21 protein-coding genes are annotated in these 22412 nt (G+C 51.8%); 10 read left to right on the top strand and 11 right to left on the bottom strand.

The window, feature by feature from the left end; all coding sequences use genetic code 11:
- Positions 1 to 21 precede the first annotated feature (21 nt).
- The 6 genes from E0F26_RS00225 to dksA all read right to left on the bottom strand — a co-directional run bounded on the left by E0F26_RS00225 (position 22) and on the right by dksA (position 5531).
- A complete protein-coding gene (locus tag E0F26_RS00225; protein ID WP_279242035.1) occupies positions 22 to 702 on the bottom strand; it encodes a deoxynucleoside kinase in 681 nt (226 codons plus the stop codon).
- Between the two features lie 18 nt (positions 703 to 720).
- Complete coding sequence (gene folK / locus E0F26_RS00220; RefSeq protein ID WP_279242034.1) at positions 721 to 1218, bottom strand: 2-amino-4-hydroxy-6-hydroxymethyldihydropteridine diphosphokinase; 498 nt, start codon at positions 1216 to 1218, stop codon at positions 721 to 723.
- On the bottom strand, positions 1215 to 2474 hold the full coding sequence (gene pcnB / locus E0F26_RS00215) for a polynucleotide adenylyltransferase PcnB (RefSeq protein WP_279242033.1): 1260 nt from the start codon (positions 2472 to 2474) through the stop codon (positions 1215 to 1217). Before pcnB ends, folK begins: the two co-directional genes overlap by 4 nt.
- A 295-nt stretch (positions 2475 to 2769) precedes the next feature.
- A complete protein-coding gene (locus tag E0F26_RS00210) occupies positions 2770 to 4152 on the bottom strand; it encodes a sigma-54-dependent transcriptional regulator (RefSeq protein ID WP_279242032.1) in 1383 nt (460 codons plus the stop codon).
- 93 nt (positions 4153 to 4245) lie between these two features.
- Entirely contained in the window at positions 4246 to 5079 is an 834-nt protein-coding gene (gene gluQRS / locus E0F26_RS00205) for a tRNA glutamyl-Q(34) synthetase GluQRS (protein WP_279242031.1), read from the bottom strand.
- A 26-nt stretch (positions 5080 to 5105) separates the two neighbouring features.
- A complete protein-coding gene (dksA, locus tag E0F26_RS00200) occupies positions 5106 to 5531 on the bottom strand; it encodes an RNA polymerase-binding protein DksA (protein WP_420887708.1) in 426 nt (141 codons plus the stop codon).
- A 447-nt stretch (positions 5532 to 5978) separates the two neighbouring features.
- Here dksA and E0F26_RS00195 point away from each other — a divergent pair, with 447 nt between their 5' ends.
- A complete protein-coding gene (locus E0F26_RS00195) occupies positions 5979 to 6674 on the top strand; it encodes a M15 family metallopeptidase (protein ID WP_279242030.1) in 696 nt (231 codons plus the stop codon).
- A gap of 7 nt (positions 6675 to 6681) precedes the next feature.
- Here E0F26_RS00195 and E0F26_RS00190 read toward each other — a convergent pair whose 3' ends face one another.
- The gene (locus E0F26_RS00190; protein ID WP_279242029.1) at positions 6682 to 7953 is read right to left on the bottom strand and encodes a 6-phosphofructokinase; all 1272 of its coding nucleotides are present in this window, start codon (positions 7951 to 7953) and stop codon (positions 6682 to 6684) included.
- 73 nt (positions 7954 to 8026) lie between these two features.
- Between E0F26_RS00190 and mpl the strand changes: the two genes are divergently transcribed.
- The 4 genes from mpl to E0F26_RS00170 are packed head-to-tail and all read left to right on the top strand — an operon-like array spanning position 8027 to position 12845.
- Positions 8027 to 9400: a UDP-N-acetylmuramate:L-alanyl-gamma-D-glutamyl-meso-diaminopimelate ligase gene (mpl, locus tag E0F26_RS00185; protein ID WP_279242028.1), complete on the top strand. Its 1374-nt coding sequence runs from the start codon at positions 8027 to 8029 to the stop codon at positions 9398 to 9400.
- Complete coding sequence (locus E0F26_RS00180; RefSeq protein WP_279242027.1) at positions 9400 to 11979, top strand: efflux RND transporter permease subunit; 2580 nt, start codon at positions 9400 to 9402, stop codon at positions 11977 to 11979. The genes mpl and E0F26_RS00180 overlap by 1 nt, the downstream gene beginning before the upstream one ends.
- A 10-nt stretch (positions 11980 to 11989) precedes the next feature.
- The gene (locus tag E0F26_RS00175) at positions 11990 to 12262 is read left to right on the top strand and encodes a YkgJ family cysteine cluster protein (RefSeq protein ID WP_279242026.1); all 273 of its coding nucleotides are present in this window, start codon (positions 11990 to 11992) and stop codon (positions 12260 to 12262) included.
- Positions 12255 to 12845: an LON peptidase substrate-binding domain-containing protein gene (locus tag E0F26_RS00170; RefSeq protein ID WP_279242025.1), complete on the top strand. Its 591-nt coding sequence runs from the start codon at positions 12255 to 12257 to the stop codon at positions 12843 to 12845. The genes E0F26_RS00175 and E0F26_RS00170 overlap by 8 nt, the downstream gene beginning before the upstream one ends.
- A gap of 1 nt (position 12846) precedes the next feature.
- Here the strand turns inward: E0F26_RS00170 and rnt are convergent, their stop codons facing one another.
- Positions 12847 to 13500 (bottom strand): ribonuclease T, encoded by a 654-nt coding sequence (gene rnt, locus E0F26_RS00165; protein ID WP_279242024.1) that lies wholly within the window; start codon positions 13498 to 13500, stop codon positions 12847 to 12849.
- A complete protein-coding gene (pyrC, locus tag E0F26_RS00160) occupies positions 13497 to 14537 on the bottom strand; it encodes a dihydroorotase (RefSeq protein ID WP_279242023.1) in 1041 nt (346 codons plus the stop codon). The genes rnt and pyrC overlap by 4 nt, the downstream gene beginning before the upstream one ends.
- Positions 14538 to 14637: 100 nt before the next feature.
- On the opposite strand from pyrC, the gene E0F26_RS00155 reads away from it, so the two are divergent.
- From E0F26_RS00155 to E0F26_RS00140, 4 genes are all read left to right on the top strand, one after another.
- Positions 14638 to 15864: an argininosuccinate synthase gene (locus E0F26_RS00155; protein WP_279242022.1), complete on the top strand. Its 1227-nt coding sequence runs from the start codon at positions 14638 to 14640 to the stop codon at positions 15862 to 15864.
- Between the two features lie 39 nt (positions 15865 to 15903).
- Positions 15904 to 17421: a flavin-containing monooxygenase gene (locus E0F26_RS00150; RefSeq protein ID WP_279242021.1), complete on the top strand. Its 1518-nt coding sequence runs from the start codon at positions 15904 to 15906 to the stop codon at positions 17419 to 17421.
- A gap of 5 nt (positions 17422 to 17426) precedes the next feature.
- Positions 17427 to 17621, top strand: a complete 195-nt coding sequence (locus E0F26_RS00145; protein WP_279242020.1) for a CPXCG motif-containing cysteine-rich protein — start codon at positions 17427 to 17429, stop codon at positions 17619 to 17621.
- A 119-nt stretch (positions 17622 to 17740) separates the two neighbouring features.
- Entirely contained in the window at positions 17741 to 18199 is a 459-nt protein-coding gene (locus E0F26_RS00140) for a cupin domain-containing protein (RefSeq protein WP_279242019.1), read from the top strand.
- 39 nt (positions 18200 to 18238) lie between these two features.
- Here the strand turns inward: E0F26_RS00140 and E0F26_RS00135 are convergent, their stop codons facing one another.
- Positions 18239 to 21319 (bottom strand): error-prone DNA polymerase, encoded by a 3081-nt coding sequence (locus tag E0F26_RS00135; RefSeq protein WP_279242018.1) that lies wholly within the window; start codon positions 21317 to 21319, stop codon positions 18239 to 18241.
- A 110-nt stretch (positions 21320 to 21429) separates the two neighbouring features.
- On the opposite strand from E0F26_RS00135, the gene E0F26_RS00130 reads away from it, so the two are divergent.
- Positions 21430 to 21942 carry a lipocalin family protein gene (locus E0F26_RS00130; protein ID WP_279242017.1) on the top strand — a complete coding sequence of 171 codons (513 nt, stop codon included), beginning with the start codon at positions 21430 to 21432 and terminating at the stop codon, positions 21940 to 21942.
- 70 nt (positions 21943 to 22012) lie between these two features.
- Here the strand turns inward: E0F26_RS00130 and E0F26_RS00125 are convergent, their stop codons facing one another.
- Entirely contained in the window at positions 22013 to 22369 is a 357-nt protein-coding gene (locus E0F26_RS00125) for a hypothetical protein (protein WP_279242016.1), read from the bottom strand.
- Positions 22370 to 22412: the final 43 nt, after the last annotated feature.

Below are 22412 nucleotides of genomic sequence, written 5' to 3'. Positions count from 1 at the left end.
CTGGTGCTTCTCGTACTTGCGTTAGTCGATCGAGGTCGGGTTGAAGTAGTGTCGCCCTGCCTTAATGTCGAGAGCATAATCGACTAGCTGGGCAAAGTCCTCTTGTCGACTCACTAAATCGAGCTGATTAGCGTTCACTATGAGTAAAGGCGCGGCATCGTAGTAAAGAAAGAACTCGCTGTACACCTCATTCAGCTCCTCGAGGTACTGACGACTGATCGTCCGCTCCGAAGCGATTCCTCGGCGGTCAATCCGCTCTAGGAGTCTGTCGACCGAGGCCTGCAAATAGATAACCAGGTCGGGGGTTGGCGCATCGACAGTCATTTGGCCGTATACCTTGCGGTAAAGCTCAAACTCGTCTGGATCTAAGTTGACCTCGGCAAAGATCGGATCTTTATCGATGAGGAAGTCAGCAATCCGAAGCGGCTTAAACATATCCTGTTGCTTCAAATCGTCCATTTTTTGGACCCGCTGAAACAAAAAGAAGAGTTGAGTGGCGAGCGCATTTTGCCGACGATTTTCATAAAACTTATCAAGGAACGGGTTTTCGTGGGCGTCTTCGAGTAACAATTGATAATCGAATAACTCAGCTAACCTCTTCGCCAAGGTGGTTTTACCGACGCCGATCGGGCCTTCAACAGCGATGTATGGCTGCGGCAGCCTTCCTCGTAGATCGACGGGCGCTGTGGTTGTTTCTGTCACTTTACCTCCGCCGTTACCTTAGCCAAGGGCTGTATTGGGACACAATGTGAGTGTGTCATCGCTCAATGCTTCGCGCAGGGTACCAAGTTCGGGGAGGCCCGGCACCCTATGATCAGCGCCCAGAATATCGATCATGGGTTGTACGACGAATAAGCGACTTCTAAGGCCCGGATGCGGAATCTGAAGGCTTGGTAAATGAACAACACAATCCCCGAGTTGAATAACGTCTAGATCGATACAACGCTCCCCCCAATGGCGTGTCTTAACGCGGCCCATCGAGGCCTCGATTTTTTGCAGTGCCCTCAGTAGGGGTAGAGGCTCGCCTGTGTACTCACCTGAGAGAACAGCATTGAAGTAGGGCGGTTGATCCTCGGGGCCCATAGGCGGAGATTGATAAATGGGCGATACATCAAGGACGCTGAAATCAGCCATTTTCGACACATGCGCGTAGGCTTCGGCGAGTCGCTCGATGGGCGCATCGATATTTGCGCCTAGGGCAATCACAGCTAGGGTCATTGCTCGGGTTTTCGTCTGCGCGGTCGTCGCCGTTTTTTGGGTATCTCAGTGGGTGGTTGGCTGCCGACTATTTCTGGAAACAACTGTTGTTGTTCCTCCCAGAATTTGACCGCGCCACTGAGCTCCTCGTCTTGGTCACGACGCAATAGCAGCAGATCAAAGGCCGCTCGAAAACGTCGCAGCGCCAAAATAGATTTGGCTCGTTTCGGTGAACACTTATCTAATCGTGGCTGGAGTTCCCAGATTTCCCGCATTGGAATCGAAAAGCGTTTTGGAATGGATACGCGCTGAAGTGAACGAGCAAGTATTTCTTGTCCAGCAGCATTAACGGGTGATCCATCGGCGTTGCCCGCGCGGACAATTTCATCACTTCGCAGAGCAACGGCAGGCCACAATAGGGCTGCGAAAAGAAATGCTGGCGTGACGGGCTTGTCGCGAGCAATTCTGCCGTCAGTGTTCTTCATGGCTTGAGTAATTAGCTCTTGTGCTCCTTCGAGATCTAAAGCATCCACAGCTTCTGGGAACAGAGTCTCGAGTAGATCATGACGACGCAATTGCTCAAACGTCTCGGCTGCGTGACCCGACATGAACAGTTTAATAGCTTCGTCAAACAGGCGTGCCGAGGGGATATCCGCTAAAAGGTGGCGGCATTCACCGATGGCTTCTTGCGTTGCTGGGTCGACGCTGAATCCGAGTTTTGCAGCAAATCGCGCCACCCTCAACATACGAACTGGATCTTCGCGGTAGCGACCTGCAGGGTCACCGATGATTCGGATGGTGCGTTTCTTGATGTCCTCAATCCCATTGAGGTCGTCAAGAATAAGGTGCTGCAAAGGATCCAAGTAAAGTGCGTTTATTGTGAGATCCCTGCGCGCCGCGTCTTGATCGAGCGTGCCGTAGACGTTGTCGCGAAGGAGTAGGCCTTTATTGCTTTTAGCAGCAATCTTAGAGGTGTCCCCCCCGTGATGCCCCCGAAAGGTCGTGACTTCAATTATCTCGCGACCCATCCGGACATGCACGATTTGGAACCGTCTTCCGATAATTCGCGCGCCTCTGAAAAGGGCCACGATTTGCTCGGGAGTCGCGTCGGTGGCTACATCAAAATCTTTGGGCCGCTTACCCAGCAATAAATCTCGGACTGCGCCACCGACAATGAATGCGCTGTGATTGTTCTCACACAGACGCGCGACGACGGCGACGGCAGACTTTGATAGCGCAGTGGGGTCTATAAGACTTTGAGCGTCGATTTGGTGCAACGTGCTTCATCCCAGCAGTGAAGGTGGCAGTTTACCAAGCGAAGTGCTCAAGAGGGAAATAAAGAAACTGGGGGAAGTTGCCTTCCCCGCCCAGGTCCGTAGTGACACATATTATTTTTATTCGGCCGCTTATTTTTATTTTGGCTCTGTCCCAATTGTTGCATTTGCTATGCCAGCGAAAAAATAATTAGCAAAAACAATGATTTGTACAATTTTGTGCGGTCTGGCGATGGCAAATATTACAGAAGTGTTACTGATATCAACCAAAAACTGTTACCTATGGGACCACTCTTTGCTACGCCGCGCCCCGCTTGCGTTTACGTGGCAGGTCAAACCGCTGGCGTCGCTCCCACAAGCACTTCCTACTGATGCCTAACTTCTGTGCAAGTTCGGTTTCATTCATGGCATCTTGATTTTCAAGGACAAAGCGCTGGAAGTAATCTTCGAGCGACAACTCTTCTGCGCCCGGTTCATGGGGCGTGTGACTCGTGTCAGGTGTGATGACCGGTACCGGCTGAATTCCGGCTGCGCTCATTGCGCTGTTTCGTTTGCTTGTAATGGGTAAGCTGAGATCCTCAAGTGATATTTCCTCGCCCTCTGACATAACGAGCGCCCTCTCAATTGTGTGCTCTAGTTCTCGCACATTGCCAGGCCAATCATGCGCGTTCAGGGCGCTGCGTGCTTCGTCAGAAAGCGACTTTTCTGCGTACTCAAGGCGAGAGGCCACCCGTCGTATCAACCAGTTTGTTAACCCTTGAATGTCATCTCCACGCTCTCGCAACGGCGGTAGCTCGAGCCGTAATACGTTAATTCGGTGAAAAAGATCGCGACGAAATGCGTCGGTGTTCTCAAGTTCAATGAGATTTCTATGCGTGGCACAAATGAGGCGAACATTAACGCTCGAGCTCTCAACGGAGCCTATGCGACGAATTTCGCCCTCCTGAATAAAACGTAACAAACGTGCTTGGGCTGAGGCCGGCAATTCACCAATTTCATCGAGAAAAAGGGTGCCGCCGTCCGCCGCTTCAATGAGGCCAACACGCTGGGCGTTAGCGCCGGTGAAAGCCCCTTTTTCGTAACCGAATAACTCTGACTCAATGAGCGTTTCCGGGATGGCTGCACAGTTCACAGAGATGAGGGGTTTATTCGTTCGCTTGCTAGATTGATGTATGTGACGGGCAACCAACTCTTTTCCCGTACCTGTCTCCCCAATGATTAAAACCGTAGAACTCGCTTGCGCGGCTTTGTTCGCCCGACTCATGAGGGCACGCATGCCCTTTGACTTTCCCACGAAGGCCTCGACGGCTTGTGGCGTTGTGTCGACTGCGGCTTTACTCTCAGCACATCGACGGATGGCCGGTAGCATTTCCCGAATGGATGCAGGCTTTGCCCAGTAGTCCTTTGCTCCGGCTTTCATGAGATCGACAGCCGTCCGTAGCGAAGCGTGTTTCGCATGAATGAGCACGGGTACGGGTGAGAGATCCTTTATGAGCTGACTTGCACCGGTTTCGTTTCGACCGGGGTCGAGAATAGCGACATCAACTTTCTCCGCCGACTTGATTGCCCCTACGGCCGAGAATGGGGACGCCTTGATAACTTTTAAGCCTTCAGCAGTTAAGTCGTCAGCGGTATGTGTGGCGCTAATAGAATCATCGTCCAGCAGAAGCACAGTCAGCATCGCGAGTCTCATTTCCTTGCGGGGAGATGAGGCTAACACGAACTTAGGGGATTTTGTCACTGAGGTAACATTGTTCGTGGCGAAAAGTTACATTTATCCTTGGTTCAGTTGATTCAGACGCCAGTGTTCGGTCGCAAAATTGAGTACGTCACCAACAGATTTGGCAGCGCTGGGCGGGCTTGTTTGGTTTAGAAAGTCGAGCGCTAATCGTAAGTTAGCGACCGGGCGCGTTTCATCGACAGCCTGTGCACCAGCTTGCTTGCTTAACTTGTTACCGAGGGAATCAGTCACGAGCGGTAAATGGCCATAACGTGGCGATAATTTGCCAAGCGCCTCATGAATCGCCATTTGTCGAAATGTGGAGTCCAGTAAATCGCTGCCTCGTATGATGTGGGTATAACCTTCGTCGATGTCATCAACAGCCGTAGCAAGCTGGTAGGCAATCAACCCGTCCCTGCGCTTCATAACAAAATTTTTGGGCATCACGGTCGGTATTTGGGGCCCGAGAACAAGATCGGTGAAGCCCGGTTCAGTGGCATCGCTCAAGTGAAGCCGAATACTTCCTTGTCCATGTCGCTTTTCGGGGCAATCGGATTGGCACTGCCCTAAGGGGCCCAGCGTTGTGCGAGTGCAGGTGCAAGTGAATATGCGCCCTGCACGTCGCAGTTTACTGATGTAGAACTCGTGCGTTTCTTTCCGGCGACTCTGCAGAAGTAGATCATTGTCCCAGAACAAGCCATGCTGTTCGAGGCAATCGGGAATCGTTTGGAAGCTTGATCGATCGTGTCGGGGTGGATCGATATCATCGAGTCTCACCTGCCACGTGCCCTGGTTATATCGCGCATCGAGGAAGCTTGCGAGGGCGGCGACTAGAGAGCCGAAATGGAGTGGACCGGTTGGTGAAGGAGCGAACCGGCCTTTATACATCGATAAGACGCATTCAGAAGCCCAATTTAGCCGAGCTCCTGGCGCTCCTTGATCTCAGCCAGTGTTTTACAGTCGATACACAAGGTGGCAGTTGGTCTCGCTTCGAGTCGCTTAACCCCAATCTCAATGCCGCAGGCATCACAATAACCGTAGTCATCAATCGAAATTCGCTCAAGCGTGCCGTCGATTTTCTTGATGAGCTTACGCTCGCGATCTCGCGCCCGGAGCTCAAGACTAAACTCTTCTTCCTGAGTAGCCCTGTCAGCTGGATCAGGGAAGTTAGCTGCCTCATCTTTCATGTGACCGACAGTTTTGGTGACTTCGTTTACCAAGTCTGACCGCCAACTTAGCAGCAGCTGCCGAAAGTGCTCCAGCTGTTCATCGTTCATGTAGCTTTCGCCACGCGATGGCTTGTATGGCTTAAAGTCGTCAAAGTTTTGGACTTCACCCACAGCTCTTGCCACTTTGGAATTAGCCTTCGCTTTTGGACTCGCCTTGGCTTTCGCTTTAGGTGCGGCCTTGGCTTTCGCGGCCGGCTTCGCTTTGGGCTCTGCTTTTGCCTTGGGCTCTGCTTTCGCTTTGGGCGCAGCTTTCGCTTTGGGCGCAGCTTTTGCCTTGGGCGCAGCTTTTGCCTTGGGCGCAGCTTTTGCTGCTGCCTTTTTCTTTGCGGGCGCCTTCGCCTTTGCAGGCGCTTTTGCTGCAGTCTCGTCCGGGGTGTCGGAGGATTTCTTCGTCGCCATATTGGTGTCCGTTACGCCAAGTGGAGGTGTTTGGCAGTTGACCTGCGTAATTGGGCACGGGAAGCTATCAGAATTGTGTATTGTTTGCTAGCAGCTTTTTTACTTGTTTACGCCGGTGAGCGCTAAACTGAATGTTGGATCCTTATTGTGGTTAAACATGTGTCTAGATTTGGTGTGAGCCAGGAAGTCCTGATTGCCTTAGGTTTAACGACCGAACACGTCGTTGAAACAGCGTGTGGGGCGATGATGCAAGCGGTTGCTGCACGATCTTTTTTCGCGCTTCAAACGCGCGCGCAGGATGCCGGCTTTCAACTGTCGATCGCTTCAAGTTTTCGGTCTTACGAGCGACAGCTTGCGATTTTCAACGCGAAGTGGCGCGGTGAGCGGCCGGTGCTCGACGATAACAATATTCGTCTGTCGCGCGAGGAGCACTCCGATGAGGCGTGGCTACACCGGATCCTTCGCTTTTCCGCATTGCCCGGTACCTCCCGGCATCACTGGGGGACCGATGTGGATGTTTTTGACCCGTCTTTGATTCCACCCGGGGAGTCACTAGCGCTGACGCCGAGCGAGTACCGTAACGGCGGAAGGTTCTCAGATTTGTCGCTATGGCTGGACGAGCTGATAGCCAATGATGACTGTGAGGGTTTTTACCGACCTTACGACAAAGATAGGGGGGGTGTTTCAGAGGAGCCTTGGCATCTAAGCTATGCCCCGATCGCATCAGAGTTTAGGGCGGCTCAGACGGCCAATAGCTTGCGCGATTTGTGGTTGCGTGAGGCGAGCTCAAGACCACATGCTCACGCTGTTCTTGTTGATCAGCTTGACGAGCTCATGGCGCGTTACGTCGTCTGAACGACCATTACCATCGATTATCGGGCGGAAGTTTTTTGGGTGCTAAGTGCCGGTCTAGGGTCACATAGTGAGGCAGTCCGTCTTGGTAGTTTGGGTAGGCCTCACCCATGATAAGGGGCTGAAAATAACGACGAGCCTCTTCGGTTATCCCGTAGCCATCGTCAGAAAAGAAAGAGCGAGGCATCATTTTTTCCTGGTTAGCGACTTCATCGAGCGGTGCCGTACCAACTTTCCATTCGTAAGGCTCATCACTCACACGAACGATCGTGGGCATGAGCGCATTTTTTCCCGCCATAGCAAGATTCACTGCGGCTTCACCAAGCGAGTAGGCCTGTTCTAAGTCGGTCTGGCTGGCAATATGACGGGCTGCGCGCTGAAGGTAATCGGCGACGGCCCAGTGATATTTGTATCCGTGGGCCTGCTTAATAATATTTGCGAGTTTGGGTGCAAGCCCACCAAGTTGTACGTGACCGAAGGCATCGCGAGATGTTGAGCCAGACAGCAATTGCCCATCGGCGGTTTGCGTTCCCTCAGAGGCAACGATCACGCAGAAGCCAAATTTCTCGACAGTTTCCTTTACTTTGGCCAAAAATCGCTCTTCTTCGAAGGCAATTTCCGGGAACAAAATAATATGCGGCGCTTCTGCTTCAGATCGAGATGCAAGTCCAGCGGCGCCGGCTATCCAGCCCGCATGACGCCCCATAACCTCAAGAATGAACACTTTGGTAGACGTGGCGCACATCGAGGCAATATCAAATGCGGCTTCTCTCGTCGATAGCGCCACGTATTTGGCGACCGATCCAAAGCCTGGGCAGTTGTCTGTGAACGGAAGGTCGTTGTCGATAGTCTTAGGCACATGAATGGCCTGTAAAGGAAAGCCTAATCGCTCTCCGATCTCAGAGACTTTTTGACAGGTGTCTGCTGAATCGCCGCCTCCGTTATAGAAGAAATAGCGGATATTGTGCGCTTTAAACACTTCGATGAGTCGCTCGTATTCGGCGCGATTTTCATCGATGCCTTTTAGCTTATAACGGCAGGAGCCAAAGGCCCCTGACGGTGTTGTCATCAGCCCTTGAATGGATGCCTCTGACTCTCGAGAAATATCAATGAGCTCCTCACGTAATGCCCCGAGGATGCCATTCTGACCAGCATAAACCTGACCGATTTTTTCGGGAAATAAGGCGGCGGTATTGATGACACCTGCCGCACTTGCATTGATAACGGCGGTGACACCTCCAGACTGAGCATAAAAGGCGTTAGGCGCCGGATCCGCAGGCATAATTTCTCCTAATGCAGCTGACTTAAGACCATAGTAGGCATGATACGCTTACCGAACCAATTTGGAGCGGTAGATGTCGGAGCGCGTTCACATACTCGGTATTTGTGGGACCTTTATGGGTGGCGTTGCACTGCTGGCACGTGAGCTGGGTTATCGCGTCTCGGGTTCTGACACCAATGTTTATCCGCCTATGAGCTCCATGCTCGAGGACGCAGGCATTGAAATTTCCGAGGGCTACTCGCCCGAGCACTTAGTACCGGCACCTGATCTGGTTGTCATCGGTAACGCGTTATCGCGAGGCAATGCCTGTGTCGAGTATGTGCTCAACCAGAAAATTCCCTACATTTCAGGTCCGCAGTGGCTTGGGGAGTTGCTAACTGATCGCTGGGTAATGGCCGTATCGGGAACGCATGGAAAGACGACGACTTCATCAATGCTGACGTGGATACTGCAGTGCGCTGGAGAAAATCCCGGGTTCTTGGTAGGCGGCGTTCCGTTTGGCTTTGAGGGTTCTGCCCGATTGGGATCAGGTCCCTTTGTTGTTGAGGCCGATGAATATGATTCTGCCTTTTTCGACAAACGTTCCAAGTTTGTGCACTACAGGCCAAAAACGTTGGTGATTAATAACCTCGAATTTGATCACGCGGATATCTTCGACGATCTGGCTGCAATACAAACGCAGTTTCATCACTTAATTCGCTGTGTTCCCTCTAGCGGGAAGATCGTTGCTGGTGAGGGAGAGGCAATAGACGGTGTTCTGAGGCGGGGCGTCTGGACGCCAGTAGAGCGCATGGGATCGAGCGATAAGAATACGTGGTCAGTCGACGCCCTGACTAAGAGCTACAGTCAACTGAGTATCCAAGCACCTGATGGAGAGTGTTGCGAATTCGCCTGGTCACTGATCGGGCGACACAATGCGGAAAATGCGCTCTCGGCCATCGCCGCCGCATTTGATGTTGGCGTTCCAGTGCACGTTTCCTGCGAAGCGCTTTCACAATTTCAGGGCGTCAAGCGCCGACTGGAATTACTAGGAGAGCCGGCGGGAGTCAGTGTTTACGACGACTTCGCCCATCACCCAACGGCTATTGCTTCAACTTTACTGGGCGTTCGAAGTTTGGTTGAAGAAGCGCGAGTCATTGCTGTCGTAGAGTTACGTTCGAATACGATGAAAGATGGTACCCATCGCTCAGCACTGATTCCGGCTACGGAGTCTGCCAATACCGTATTTTGGTTTCAGCCAGAGGGTGCTCAGTGGTCGCTAAGGGACAACACTCAGAACGATTCAAGACATCATGTTTTTAATACGGTGGGCGCTCTGCACGATGCGTTGATTGCTGAACTCCAAGCGGGTGATCACGTTGTCATTATGAGCAATGGGAGTTTCTCGGGGTTGCATCAACAATTGCTACAATCGCTGACCGATAGCGCGTCAAACACGGAGTATTAATGTCGTCTGCTTACCACCTTTTCATTACGCGCTACGCCAGCGCAATTATCTTCATCGCGTTGGTTCTTGCGGGTGGTGCCTTGTCGCAGCTGGAGAAAGTGAGGCTCGATGCCTCTTCTGACAGCTTGTTGTTGCAGGGTGATCCCGACCTTGCTTTCTTTGAGGAGGCGACAGAGCGTTACGAAAGTTATGAATTTTTGATCATGACGTGGGAGCCAGAGAGCCCATTACTGAGTGAGGCTTCTCTATCGGGCTTATCGGCAATGGTTTCTGATCTCAAGAGCGTGCCGGGCGTTCGCTCTGTGACCTCGGCACTTGATGTGCCACTTCTAGAGAGCCCGCCAATCTCATTGACCGATCTCTCTGACTTGGATTCGATACCCAGCCTTAGAGACCCACAGGTGGACCGAGCACTTGCGCTACGTGAGTTCACATCCAGTCAGCTTTACAAAAATTTAGTTGTTAGTGAGGCCGGCGACTTGACGGCTGTGCAGGTCACGATTGAGCCAAATAAAGAGGTAGACCGGCTGGGTGGTTTACGCAAGTCGCTCAGAAAGTTGGTTGCCGAGGGCGGTGATATTGAGGTTCAACGCGAGTTGTCCGCAGTTGAACTTGCCTACGATGAGGCCACCCGCACCGTTAACGCAGATCGCGCAGCGCTGGTTGCGAATGTCCGTGAGGTCGCTGAAAAATATCGTGATCAAAGCCGTATTTTTGTTGGCGGTGTTCCTATGATTGCGGCGGACATGTTGGACTTTGTTCAAGATGATTTAGTGACCTTCGGGACCTCCATTATTCTTGTGATGGTTGCGATGTTGGCACTGATCTTTCGCGACTACCGGTGGGTCCTCATCCCAATTTCTGTTTGCACGCTCTCTGCAACCTTAATGCTTGGGATTCTTGGCTTCACCGATTGGCGCATGACGGTCATATCCTCAAATTTTGTTGCTGTACTGCTTGTTGTGGCGCTAGCACTTGCGATTCACCTCGTTGTTCGATACCGGGAGTTGGAGGTAAAAGAACCCGATATGCCCAGAGCGGAGCGGGCGGTCATGGCAGCGCGCCTTATGTTTATCCCTTGCTTTTACACAGCGGTCACCACCATGGTTGCCTTTACTTCGCTTGTTGTCGCGGGGATAAAGCCGGTCATTGATTTTGGCTGGATGATGACCGCGGGAATCGTCGTAGCATTCGTTGTCAGTTTCTCGCTCGTGCCGGCCCTAATTGCGATTCTGCCTGACAAAGGCGCTACGGGGGCAAACGATTCGTTGAGCATGACGCGCCGTTTCGCCACGGTCGTCGAGCGCTTTGGTGGTCTCGTCTTTGCCGTTACCGGATTATTGATCTTGCTCGTGGTGCTCGGGTTGTCGCGGTTACAGGTTGAGAATCGGTTCATCGACTATTTCAAGGATACGACTGAGATTTATCAAGGTATGGAACTGCTTGACTCCCGTCTAGGTGGAACCATACCGCTCGATATTATTCTCTACCCCCCCTCAGAGAGTATCCAGCCCGTTGATGCGCTGGCATCAGGTAACCAGTCGTTCGCAGATGAGCGCACAACGAGTGACGTCGTTACCGGTGATGACTCTGGGTTTGAAGGCGACTTTGGTGATGACGAAGACGGGCTATGGGATGACGACTCCTTCGGTGAGGACGTATCGTTTGCTGACGAGAATTCAGCCGAAATTGGCTATTGGTTTACGCTGGAAGGTCGTGACCTTGTTGATCAGATTCATGGCATTGTTGACGCAAGACCCGAGTCCGGAAAAGTGTTGTCTTTGTCGACCGGTTTCTCCGTCATGGATCGACTTTACGATGATAAGTTAGGGGGCGTCGAACTCGCTTTAGTAGAGCGCAGCTTGCCAGCTGACGTGGCTGAGGTGCTGATTGCACCTTACTACGATCCCATTGAGCAGCAAGCTCGCATTACGGTTAGAGCCATGGAAACCAGCAAAACCTTGCGCCGTGCAGAGTACCTTGAGTCGCTCTACGCACAGATACTCGCTGAAACAGGGCTTGATGAGACACGGGTAAAATTTACGGGTTTACTCGTGTTGTATAACAATGTGCTTCAAAGCCTTTACGCGTCGCAAATTCTGACACTGGGCGCCGTATTCGTCGCAATAGGCATAATGTTCTTGGCGCTGTTTCGATCTGTGTCTTTGGCTTTACTCGGTCTTGCGCCAAACATTCTCGCTGCGGGTCTGGTGTTGGGCGTAATGGGTTTGGCCGGCATCCCACTGGACATTATGACGATCACTATTGCGGCCATCGTCGTTGGCATGGGTGTCGATAACTGTATTCATTACATTCATCGATTTAGGCGTGAGTTCGAGCTTGATGGAAGTTATCGTGAGGCCATGTACCGCAGTCATTCGAGTATTGGCCGCGCGATGTACTACACAACCCTCACCGTTGTTGTCGGCTTTTCGATGCTGACCCTCTCAAACTTCACTCCGAGTATTTACTTTGGCGTATTGACCGTCATGGCGATGCTCGCAGCCGTTATGGGGGCACTTCTATTGCTTCCGAAGCTGATAATCGCGTTTGAGCCATTAGGCCCCGAGCGCGGTTGATGGAGTGGTAATGGAGTGCAGAGCAGGTTGTGGTGCATGTTGCATTGTGCCCGCGATCCACACGCCGTTTTTTGGCATGCCCAAAGGAAAGGCTAAGGGCGAGCGGTGTGTTCATCACGACAGCGATGGGCTGTGCGCGATCTTTGATGACCCGCGTCGTCCTGAATGTTGTAGCCAATTTAAGGCAGAGTTTGAGTTTTGCGGGAATTCGCGCGAGGAAGCGTTACTGTTGTTGACCGACCTCGAAGCGATGAGCGACCCGCAAGGAGATAAGCGTGATTGATCTACCCCTTTTCCCCCTTGGTACGCTGCTGCTTCCTCACGGTCGATTACCGCTACAAATCTTTGAGCGGCGCTACATCGATATGATTTCCAAATGTATGCGTGAGGGAACCAGCTTTGGTGTTGTCTGGATAAAGAAAGGATCTGAAGTAGCTCAGGCGTCAAAAACCAACCTGGATTTTGGCGCCTATGGCACAGTGGCGAACATCGTTGACTGGGATCAACTGCCTAACGGGCTTTTGGGCATTACCATTGAAGGGGAGGCACGTTTTCACGTAGAAAATACGTGGCGTGAGGACTCGGGTTTAAACATGGCCACCGTTGCAATCGATCCCATTCCTCCCGCTACACCGCTCCCTGAAGGTGGACGCTCGATGATCGATGTATTGGCGGGGCTTCAGCGGCATCCAGAGGTCAAGAAGTTGGGAATGACCGTTGATACGGGTAACGCATGGCAAGTGTGTTTTGCGCTCTTGCAGCTGCTACCGGTCGATAGCGCAACGAAGTATCAGTTGCTTGAGCTCAATGATATTGACGAGCTAGTAGAAGCGCTCGATGAAATACTCAGCGAGTTGTCGGGCTGAGCTAGTCGGCTTCGGTGGGGGCGATTGCAGGCCATGTCCATCCCCCTAAATCCTGCCAGCGATTTACAATGCCAGCGAACAATTCGGCGGTTTTTTGTGCATCGTAATCGGCTGAGTGCGCTTCACTATTGCTAAATTCGATCTCCGCACGTTTGCAGGCTTGAGCCAACACGGTGTGACCGTAGGCAAGACCGGCAAGTGTCGAGGTATCAAAGTGTGAAAAGGGGTGGAACGGGTTTCGTTTTATGTCGCAGCGCTCGGCGGCGGCGTTCAGAAATCCGGCATCGAAGTGCGCATTGTGCCCCACCAGGATGGCGCGCGTGCAGCCCTTGTCTTTCACCTCGCGTCTGACCTCAGAAAAAATATCCCCTAATGCGATTGCTTCGGGGACTGCCTCTCGAAGTGGATTCTCGGGGTCGATTCCGGTGAATTCCAAAGCAGATGGCTCCAGATTGGCTCCCTCGAAGGGGTCTACGTTCCTAGCGATGGAGTGACTGACCGCTAAGTGGCCGTGCTCAGTGAGCGTGAAAAAGGTCGCAGCTATCTCAAGTACGGCATCGGTAGCGGCATTAAATCCACCTGTCTCGATATCGATGACGACCGGTAGAAACCCTCTAAATCGATGTTTCATCTGCTTTTCAGTGGGTTCGCTCATTCAGTGGATTCCAAGCGCCAACTGAGGGTCTCACCCGCCCGAAGCGGTGCAACGGTGCTCTCACCAAAACTCAGACTTAAGGGCGACGGATTATCCTCTTTTACCAGCGTTACCTGCTCCGAATTACGCGCTTTGCCATAGAAGTCAGGACCAAAGTGGCTTGCAAAGCCCTCGAGTTTATCGAGCGCGCCTTCTTCGTCGAAGACCTCAGCGTAAAATGGGAGAGCAGCATGCGCCGTGTAACAGCCAGCGCAGCCACATGCGGACTCCTTGGTTTCGAGCGTATGCGGGGCAGAGTCAGTTCCCAGAAAAAACTTTGGATTACCCGAAATCGCTGCGGCGCGAAGCGCCTCTTTGTGCAGGTTGCGCTTGAGGATGGGTAGGCAAAATAAGTGAGGGCGAATTCCACCCACTAACATGTCATTGCGGTCGAAGAGTAAGTGTTGAGGTGTAATCGTCGCCGCAACACCGTTTCTCGCTGACTCGACAAAGTCCACCGAATCTTTAGTTGTAATGTGTTCCAAAATTACGCGCAGTTTTGGAAATTCATCGACCAAGGGGGCGAGTATTCGTTCAATAAAAACGGCCTCTCGGTCAAAGATGTCGATGTCATGGTCCGTTACTTCACCGTGCACCAACAGTGGAAGACCGCAAGCTTCCATCGCCGCCAGCGTAGGTTTTAAAGACTCTAGGCCCGTAACGCCGGCAGCTGAATTGGTGGTTGCCCCCGCCGGGTACAATTTTACCCCACAGACAAACGGTGACTTGGCCGCTTCCTCGATTATCGCAGGTGTGGTTGAGTCAGTGAGGTACAACGTCATCAGGGGCTCAAAATTACTGCTGCCGGTGAAGGCGGACATAATGCGCTCGCGATAAGCCGTCGCGTCGTCCAGCGTTTTGACCGGTGGCGTCAGATTGGGCATGACAACGGCACGATTTGCCCAAGCCGCTACGTCGTTAACGGTTCGATTAAGCATCGCACCATCTCTGAGATGAATATGCCAGTCATCGGGTTTGGTGAGGGTAATTCGAGACATTTTACGCCCTTTTGCGGATAGCCAGCCTAGTTTAGCAGTGATCGGCTGTCCATCGCAGACTTGCGAGCGTAAACTTCACTGCCTTGAACGGGAGTAACCAATGAGTAATGTTAATAAGGTCGTATTGGCCTATTCGGGCGGCCTTGATACCTCAGTTATCGTCAGATGGCTGCAAGACACATATGACTGCGAGGTCGTCACTTTTACCGCCGACATTGGCCAAGGGGAGGAGGTTGAGCCTGCTCGGGCAAAGGCAGAGGCGCTTGGCGTAAGAGAGATTTACATCGATGACCTGAAAGAAGAGTTTGTTCGCGACTTCGTATTTCCCATGTTCCGTGCAAATACGATTTATGAGGGTGAGTATTTATTGGGCACATCGATTGCGCGTCCTTTAATTGCGAAGAGACTGGTGGAAATTGCTAACGAAACAGGCGCTGACGCGATTTCTCACGGTGCAACCGGAAAAGGTAATGATCAAATTCGTTTCGAATTGGGCGCCTATGCGTTGAAACCGGGAATCCAAGTGATTGCTCCCTGGCGCGAATGGGACCTCAATTCGCGAGAGTCGTTAATGGCTTATTGCGCTGAGCGCGATATCCCTGTCGATTTCTCGAATGCTTCTAAGAAGTCGCCTTACTCGATGGACGCCAATTTACTGCACATTTCTTACGAGGGTGGGGTTCTTGAAGATCCCTGGTGTCCACCAGAGGAATCAATGTGGCGCTGGTCGGTGTCTCCAGAGGAAGCACCCGAGTTGGGTCATGAGCTCACATTGACCTTTGAGCGTGGAGACGTTGTAGCAATTGACGGTGAGGCGATGTCACCGGCAACGGTACTCGCTTATTTGAATCAGGTGGGTGGTGCTCACGGAGTGGGTCGTTTAGATATTGTCGAAAATCGATACGTCGGCATGAAGTCCCGCGGTTGTTATGAGACGCCCGGTGGAACCATATTACTGCGCGCGCACCGTGCTATTGAGTCCATTACACTCGACCGGGAGGTAGCGCATTTAAAAGACGAGCTGATGCCACGCTACGCGAAATTGATCTATAACGGGTACTGGTGGGCACCCGAGCGTCTTATGCTGCAGACCGCGATCGATGAATCACAGTCGGTGGTCAACGGTGATGTCAGAGTAAGACTCTACAAAGGTAATGTGACAGTAACAGGCAGACGGTCAGCGGATACGCTATTTGACGACGCTATCGCAACCTTTGAGGACGATGCAGGGAAATACGATCAAGCAGATGCTGAGGGCTTTATTAAGCTGAATGCGTTGCGTCTTCGTATCGCTGCTGAGAGAGGTCGATCCGCACTGGGCGATTAATCCCAAGCGCATCGGACCGTGAGATGGGAGAATTTACATATGAATAACAATACGTCGCCGGAAACGGCTACCCATACCAACGTCATGATCGTGGGTGCTGGACTGTCCGGTATCGGCGCTGCAGTCCATCTTCAAAAAAGCTGTCCTGACCGCGATTATATGCTCATTGAACGACGTGAAGCGATTGGCGGTACGTGGGATTTATTCCGCTATCCGGGAATACGGTCTGACTCTGACATGCATACTCTTGGCTATAATTTTAAGCCATGGAAAGCGGAGAAAGCGATTGCTGACGGGCCCGCAATTTGGGATTACGTGAACGAAACGGCGGATGAACATGGCATTCGTGATCAGGTACGGTTTGGGCACAAACTCGTTTCTGCGTCTTGGTCTTCAGAGTCTGCAACGTGGTTGCTAACGGTAGACGCGGGTGGTGAAACGGTTTATTTCACATCTCATTTCTTGTTGATGTGCTCGGGATACTACAACTACGACGCAGGTCATCAGCCCGAGTTTGACAGGCGCGAGAACTTCAAAGGCACGTGGGTGCATCCGCAGTTCTGGCCCGAACAGCTCGATTACACGGGTAAGAAGGTTGTGGTGATTGGTTCTGGTGCGACCGCTATGACCCTAGTGCCTAACATGGCGACAACGGCAGAAAAAGTCACCATGGTGCAGCGGTCGCCTACTTACGTGGTATCTCGACCGTCAGTAGATAAATTCGCAAACTTCCTCAGAGCGATGTTACCTGCGAGTTGGGCTTACGGTCTCGTCAGGTTCCGTAACACTGTTTGGCAGCAACTTATCTACAACCAGACGCGCACTAATCCAGAACGCGTGACACAGACTTTGCTCGATGATGTTGAAAAGGCGGTCGGCGATGTGTTGGATGTGAAAAAGCACTTCACGCCTACCTATAACCCCTGGGATCAGCGTTTGTGCTTGGTGCCGGACGACGATCTTTTTACGGCGCTTCGTTCAGGCAAGGCGGATGTTGTGACCGATACGATTTCTCATATTGATGAGACGGGTCTTGTTACGGGCTCGGGGGAGCACGTGGAGGCTGACATTATCGTGTCAGCTACGGGCATTGAATTACTCAACTTAGGCGGAGCAGATTTCATCGTAGACGGGAAGTCTATTAACTTTGCTGATGAGTGGACCTACAAAGGGGTTATGTGCTCCAACATTCCCAACATGGTTCAAACGTTTGGTTACATCAATGCATCATGGACACTTCGGGCAGATCTTACGGCCGAGTGGGTGTGCAGAGTGCTCAATCACATGGACGAATTTGGTTACGATCAGGCCACGCCTCGCATTCCGGAAATCCTCGCGCGAACCATGGAGAAACGCTATTGGATTCACGACTTCTCTGCTGGGTACATGCAACGTATGTTGCCTAAGATGCCGCGTCAGGGTACTCAAATGCCTTGGGTGAATCCGCAGAATTATCGGAAGGACAAAAAAATGTTCCGTGGTAGTTCGATTGCAGACGGCGCACTCATTTTCACCTCTCGAGAGGTTGGGGGTGAGAGCTTGAGGGCGGCTGGTTAATCGCTTTGGATCGTGCTCTTCAGGAAACATGGGTTGACTGTCCTTATTGCTGGGAGTCAATTTGTGTGCTCTTAAACCCGGAGGATGTTGGGCAGGAGTACATTGAGGATTGTCAGGTTTGCTGTAGACCTATCGAGTTCGTGGTTCAGCAAACAGGGATGGGCGAATTACACGCCAGTGTTTCGAGCGATGATTATTGAGATCGAGGTCATTTCAAGCATCCATCCAGTCGTTACACATCAAATAGGTTTACCTTCGATAGTTACTGAACGTGAGCGGCAGCCGTCATAAGTCGCCAATACGAGGGGTGGATAGAGCCATGATGAGCAAAATCGTTGGGCGTCGTCGCTGGGTGCCCATTATTATCTTCGGTGTGACGTTGGTCGGACTTTCCCTGAAGGTGAGTGCGCAAGAGCGAAAAATTGAGACCGAAGTGCTTGCCAAATCAATCACGGATTGGCGAGGTGTTTTGCTACCCGCTTACAGTGAGGGGCAACCCGAGGTGACAGTCGCTAGAATAACCATACCCAAGGGTATGGCACTTCCACTGCACGAGCACCCTTTCATGACGGCCGGGGTTGTTCTTCAAGGCACGATTGAAGTTCGCACCGATTCAGGTGATACGCATATAGCGCAAGCAGGTGATGCTGTCGTCGAGCTGATTAACCAAGCGCACGGCGGCGCCAATATAGGCGAGGAGGATGCGGTTATCTTGGCGGTCTATGCGGGAATAGAAGGCGAGCCTGTCACAGTGCCTCTGTCGACGCCTGATTCGTAATGCCGATTGTATTTTGGCGTGGTTACAAGGGGTCGCGTATTAGTGAAAATCTCGCGATTTAACCGCGAGCTCGCTTAGCGCACTGCTGTGGTCGTAGAGTCCACTGGCAATGACGTGTGTGACACCGTCGCGTGATTCTACGGTTCCTTTAATTAAAAGCAGTCGTGCCGTCATGAGGGCAGCCCTAAAGCGCTCCTGAACTTTGGGCCATACCACAACATTGATGTTGCCGGTCTCGTCTTCCAGAGTCAGAAAGACAACACCCGATGCTGTCCCAGGGCGCTGACGGCAGGTCACAAGACCTGCGGTTCTTACAAAACGTTGACTCTGTATGGTTATAAGTTCCGATTGCTTACGACACTGGCTAAACGGTTTTTGCTGGCGAAGCAGTGCCAAGGGATGCGAACGCAGAGTCAAGCCCGTGCTCTGATAATCGAAGATAACGTTTTCAGTGACTGACGGTGCTTTAATGACGGTTGAGTCATTTGGGTCAGGCGTATGAGTCTCGGGTAGTAAAGGACGTGAATCTTTTGCTGCCATAATGGCCCAGTGCGTCTTGTGGCGATTGCCTGTCAGCGTCCTTAATGCATCGGCTGCTGAGAGCGCTTCTAGGTCGTCTTTATCGAGTTTTCCGCGACGTTTTACGTCGAGAATGGATGCGAAATGACCGTTTCGACGCGCATCAAGCAGCTGCTCTGCACCGCGTTTGCTCAGTCCTTTTATCAATCTTAGTCCGAGCTGTATCACATCACTTTGGTGAGGACCGCCATCCACTAGACGGTGGTCCCAATCGCTGGCGTTGACGTCGACGGGCAGACTATTAACGCCGTGCCGCGTGGCATCTTGGACAAGCTGCGAAGGAGTGTAAAAGCCCATAGGCTGGCTGTTCAGAAGACCAACATAAAACGCACCGGGGTAGTGGCGTTTCAACCACGCTGAGACATAGGCTAATAGGGCAAAACTTGCTGAGTGTGACTCGGGAAATCCATAGCCACCAAAACCTTTGATTTGGTTAAACAGCTGATCGGCAAAGTCGGGGCTATAGCCCCGTTTCAACATGCCGGCCTTGAGCTTATTCTCAAAAGTCAGAAGCTTACTGTTGCGTCCCCAGTTTGTGATGGCCCGACGAAGTGCATCCGCCTCTCCGCCACTAAAGCCTGCAGCAACCATGGCGAGTCGAATCACCTGCTCCTGAAAGATAGGCACACCTAGGGTGCTCTCTAATACAGACTTGATGGCTGGATCTGGATAGGTAATCGGTTCGAGACCCGCGCGTCTGCGAAGGTAGGGGTGCACCATGTCACCTTGAATCGGACCTGGCCGCACAATCGCTATCTCGATGACGAGATCATAAAAACAGTTGGGCTTCAGCCTTGGTAACATCGACATTTGAGCACGTGATTCGATTTGGAAGACACCTAATGAGTCACCTGTTTGAAGCATCCGGAACGTTGCCTGATCATCGTTAGGGATGTCTTGAATACATTTGATGGAGGGGTTTTTTCGCTGGACGAGAGCCAATGATTTCTTGATGGCCGAGAGCATTCCCAGTGCCAAGATATCCACCTTCAACAACCCTAGTGATTCAATATCCTCTTTGTCCCATTGAATAACGGTCCTGTCGGGCATGCTGGCATTTTCAACGGGGACCAAGTTTGAAATGGGGCCACGACTGATAACAAATCCGCCAACGTGTTGGGATAAATGACGCGGGAATCCTAATATTTGTTGTGTCATGCGTAAGAAGATATCGGCCTGCTGACTGCTAGCTTGTATGCCCTGCTCTTTAAATTTGGCCGTGAGTTCCCGCTCCCTATTCCACCAAGCGAGCGACTTCGCCAGGTCTTCAACAAATACAGCATCCATACCAAGCGCCTTACCAACGTCACGGACAGCACTTCGCGAGCGGTAGGTAATGACGGTTGCAGCAAGTGCTGCTCGGCGCCGCGTGTATTTTTGATAGATATACTGAATAACTTCTTCACGTCGTTCGTGTTCAAAATCAACATCGATATCGGGTGGTTCATCGCGTTCACGAGAGATAAAACGCTCAAATAGCAGTGAGACCTGCTCGGGTGAGACTTCTGTGATGTGGAGGCAGTAACAGACAACCGAGTTGGCTGCAGACCCTCGTCCCTGACATAAGATGTCGCGCGTGCGTGCGAAATTGACAATGTCGTACACCGTCAGGAAGTAGTACTCATAATTAAGCTCAGTGATTAAGGCGAGTTCGCGCTCTATACGTTCGTGGATGGCGGTAGGCACGCCGTTTGGCCAACGTTTTGCGGCGCCGTGCGATACGCAGTCGCGCAAATAGCTGTTTGCGGTATGGCCTTTGGGAACCACTTCTTCAGGGTATTCATACCGCAATTCGTCAAGACTGAAATTGCACTGCTGAGCCAAGCGCAAGGTTTCGCCGATAAGCGTCTGAGGGTAGAGCGGTATGAGTTTGTCTAGCCGTCGTAGGTGTTGCTGACTATTAGGTAGTCGGAGCGGTCCTAAGTCTTGTATTGCAGTGTTATGGCGTATGGCTGTGATGACGTCGTGCAGCATTTTCCGACTGGCAGAATGCATTTCAACACTGCCACATGCGAGAGTCGGGACACTTATTTCGTCAGCGAGAGACTGTATCTCCTCAAGTCTAAGTAGGTCGTCATGGCTTAAGAGTTGGCGGATACCGATCCAAAACCGATCAGGGCAGCGTCGTGCAAGCGCCTCTGCATGATGGCGTTCCTGGTTGACATCACTCGGTAGCCAAATGATAAAGCAGCGCTTTAAGTGGAAGTAAATATCGCGTAAATGGGTGAGGTATTGACCTTTTTCACTACGCCGTCTGGATCGACTGATGAGGCTGGACAGCTCGCCATAGGCTGCGCGCGAGGGCGCGATGGCAACCAGTTTCAAGCCTTCGCTGATGGTAAATTCGCTACCAATAATAAGTTTGAAATCGAGCTCTTTAGCTGTCACATGCGCTTTAACAACCCCAGCCAGTGAGCATTCATCCGTAATCGCAAGTGCTGAGTAGCCGAGGTGGGCCGCTTGCTCGACAAGCTCTTGGGGGTGCGAAGCTCCTCGTAAGAAGCTGTAATTACTCAAGCAGTGAAGTTCAGCGTATGACATCTTAAAAGTACTGTTTTTTTATACAGTATACGGCTTTTTGAAATAAACCTCATATCAATACGAGTAGTCGTTCATACTCTGTCAGTGATTTACCAAAAGGAGGTCATCACATGCTCAAGCGACTTGGCGTGCTATCGCTTTTTTTTCTCAGTGCTTGTACTGGCTTGCCCGAGGGGGTGACTCCAGTTACCGACTTTGATTCCAATCGCTATCTAGGGACTTGGCACGAAATTGCGCGCTTGGACCATAGTTTCGAGCGTAATCTCGAGCGTGTGACGGCAACCTATGCCGCGAACGAGGATGGATCGATTTCGGTGCTGAACAAAGGGTTTAACACAGAGCAGGGCGAATGGCGCCAGGCCGAGGGCGTTGCTAAGCCGATGGGGGCTGAAGATGTCGCTCACTTAAAGGTCTCATTTTTTGGCCCGTTTTATGGAACCTACGCGGTCTTTGAATTGGCTGAAGATTACAGTTACGCGTTTGTCGCGGGCTATAACACCGATTACCTATGGTTGTTATCACGCGAGCCCGAGGTGAGTGCGCCGGTGCGAGAGGCGTTTTTGATGAGAAGCGAGCAGCTTGGTTTCGCTACGTCTGAGTTGATTTGGCCGGCGACGCAATAATGTCGTTAGATAGGCAATAAAAAGCGCCACGTGGAAAAGATCCAGGTGGCGCTGTAATGATTGTTTGCGACTAGTCTTTTGACGTCAGCAAAACAGGGCGCTGAACACTCAGCAGCTGCCAATTGGCTTCTGATCGTGTCTGCTGGAAGGCATAGGTAACTTTTGTACCTTTCGGTAGCTCAAGACCTGCCATCGTAATATCTGCATCGACTCGACCGCGCTTGGCTCGGCCTTTTAAATTACAGTTTGCAAGCTCGCCGTGTTCCATCTTGTGGAACCGGACGCGCATTTTTTCAGAGGACTGCTGATTAATACTGACCACTTCACCGCTCAGTACGCAGTCTTGAACAACCTCGGCGGATGCGCCTGAGGTATACATGCCTCCTAAAACGCAGAGGCTTATTGCTAAGTTCTTCATCGTTTTCATTCTGGTCTCCTTACGCCTCACGGCGTGCTATCGCTTCACAGCG

It is taken from the genome of Candidatus Paraluminiphilus aquimaris (assembly GCF_026230195.1).
Taxonomy (GTDB): domain Bacteria; phylum Pseudomonadota; class Gammaproteobacteria; order Pseudomonadales; family Halieaceae; genus Luminiphilus; species Luminiphilus aquimaris.
This window is presented reverse-complemented; position numbering and strand designations above follow the sequence as displayed.

Bases quoted from the DNA above. Each gene is read 5' to 3' on its own strand.
- E0F26_RS00125 (WP_279242016.1), bottom strand. From the start codon at position 22,369: ATGAAAACGATGAAGAACTTAGCAATAAGCCTCTGCGTTTTAGGAGGC.
- rnt (WP_279242024.1), bottom strand. From the start codon at position 13,500: ATGAGCGAACCCACTGAAAAGCAGATGAAACATCGATTTAGAGGGTTT.
- E0F26_RS00135 (WP_279242018.1), bottom strand. From the start codon at position 21,319: ATGTCATACGCTGAACTTCACTGCTTGAGTAATTACAGCTTCTTACGA.
- E0F26_RS00155 (WP_279242022.1), top strand. From the start codon at position 14,638: ATGAGTAATGTTAATAAGGTCGTATTGGCCTATTCGGGCGGCCTTGAT.
- pyrC (WP_279242023.1), bottom strand. From the start codon at position 14,537: ATGTCTCGAATTACCCTCACCAAACCCGATGACTGGCATATTCATCTC.
- E0F26_RS00130 (WP_279242017.1), top strand. From the start codon at position 21,430: ATGCTCAAGCGACTTGGCGTGCTATCGCTTTTTTTTCTCAGTGCTTGT.
- E0F26_RS00150 (WP_279242021.1), top strand. From the start codon at position 15,904: ATGAATAACAATACGTCGCCGGAAACGGCTACCCATACCAACGTCATG.
- gluQRS (WP_279242031.1), bottom strand. From the start codon at position 5,079: ATGTATAAAGGCCGGTTCGCTCCTTCACCAACCGGTCCACTCCATTTC.
- folK (WP_279242034.1), bottom strand. From the start codon at position 1,218: ATGACCCTAGCTGTGATTGCCCTAGGCGCAAATATCGATGCGCCCATC.
- E0F26_RS00210 (WP_279242032.1), bottom strand. From the start codon at position 4,152: ATGCTGACTGTGCTTCTGCTGGACGATGATTCTATTAGCGCCACACAT.
- E0F26_RS00140 (WP_279242019.1), top strand. From the start codon at position 17,741: ATGATGAGCAAAATCGTTGGGCGTCGTCGCTGGGTGCCCATTATTATC.
- mpl (WP_279242028.1), top strand. From the start codon at position 8,027: ATGTCGGAGCGCGTTCACATACTCGGTATTTGTGGGACCTTTATGGGT.
- E0F26_RS00175 (WP_279242026.1), top strand. From the start codon at position 11,990: ATGGAGTGCAGAGCAGGTTGTGGTGCATGTTGCATTGTGCCCGCGATC.
- E0F26_RS00190 (WP_279242029.1), bottom strand. From the start codon at position 7,953: ATGCCTGCGGATCCGGCGCCTAACGCCTTTTATGCTCAGTCTGGAGGT.
- E0F26_RS00180 (WP_279242027.1), top strand. From the start codon at position 9,400: ATGTCGTCTGCTTACCACCTTTTCATTACGCGCTACGCCAGCGCAATT.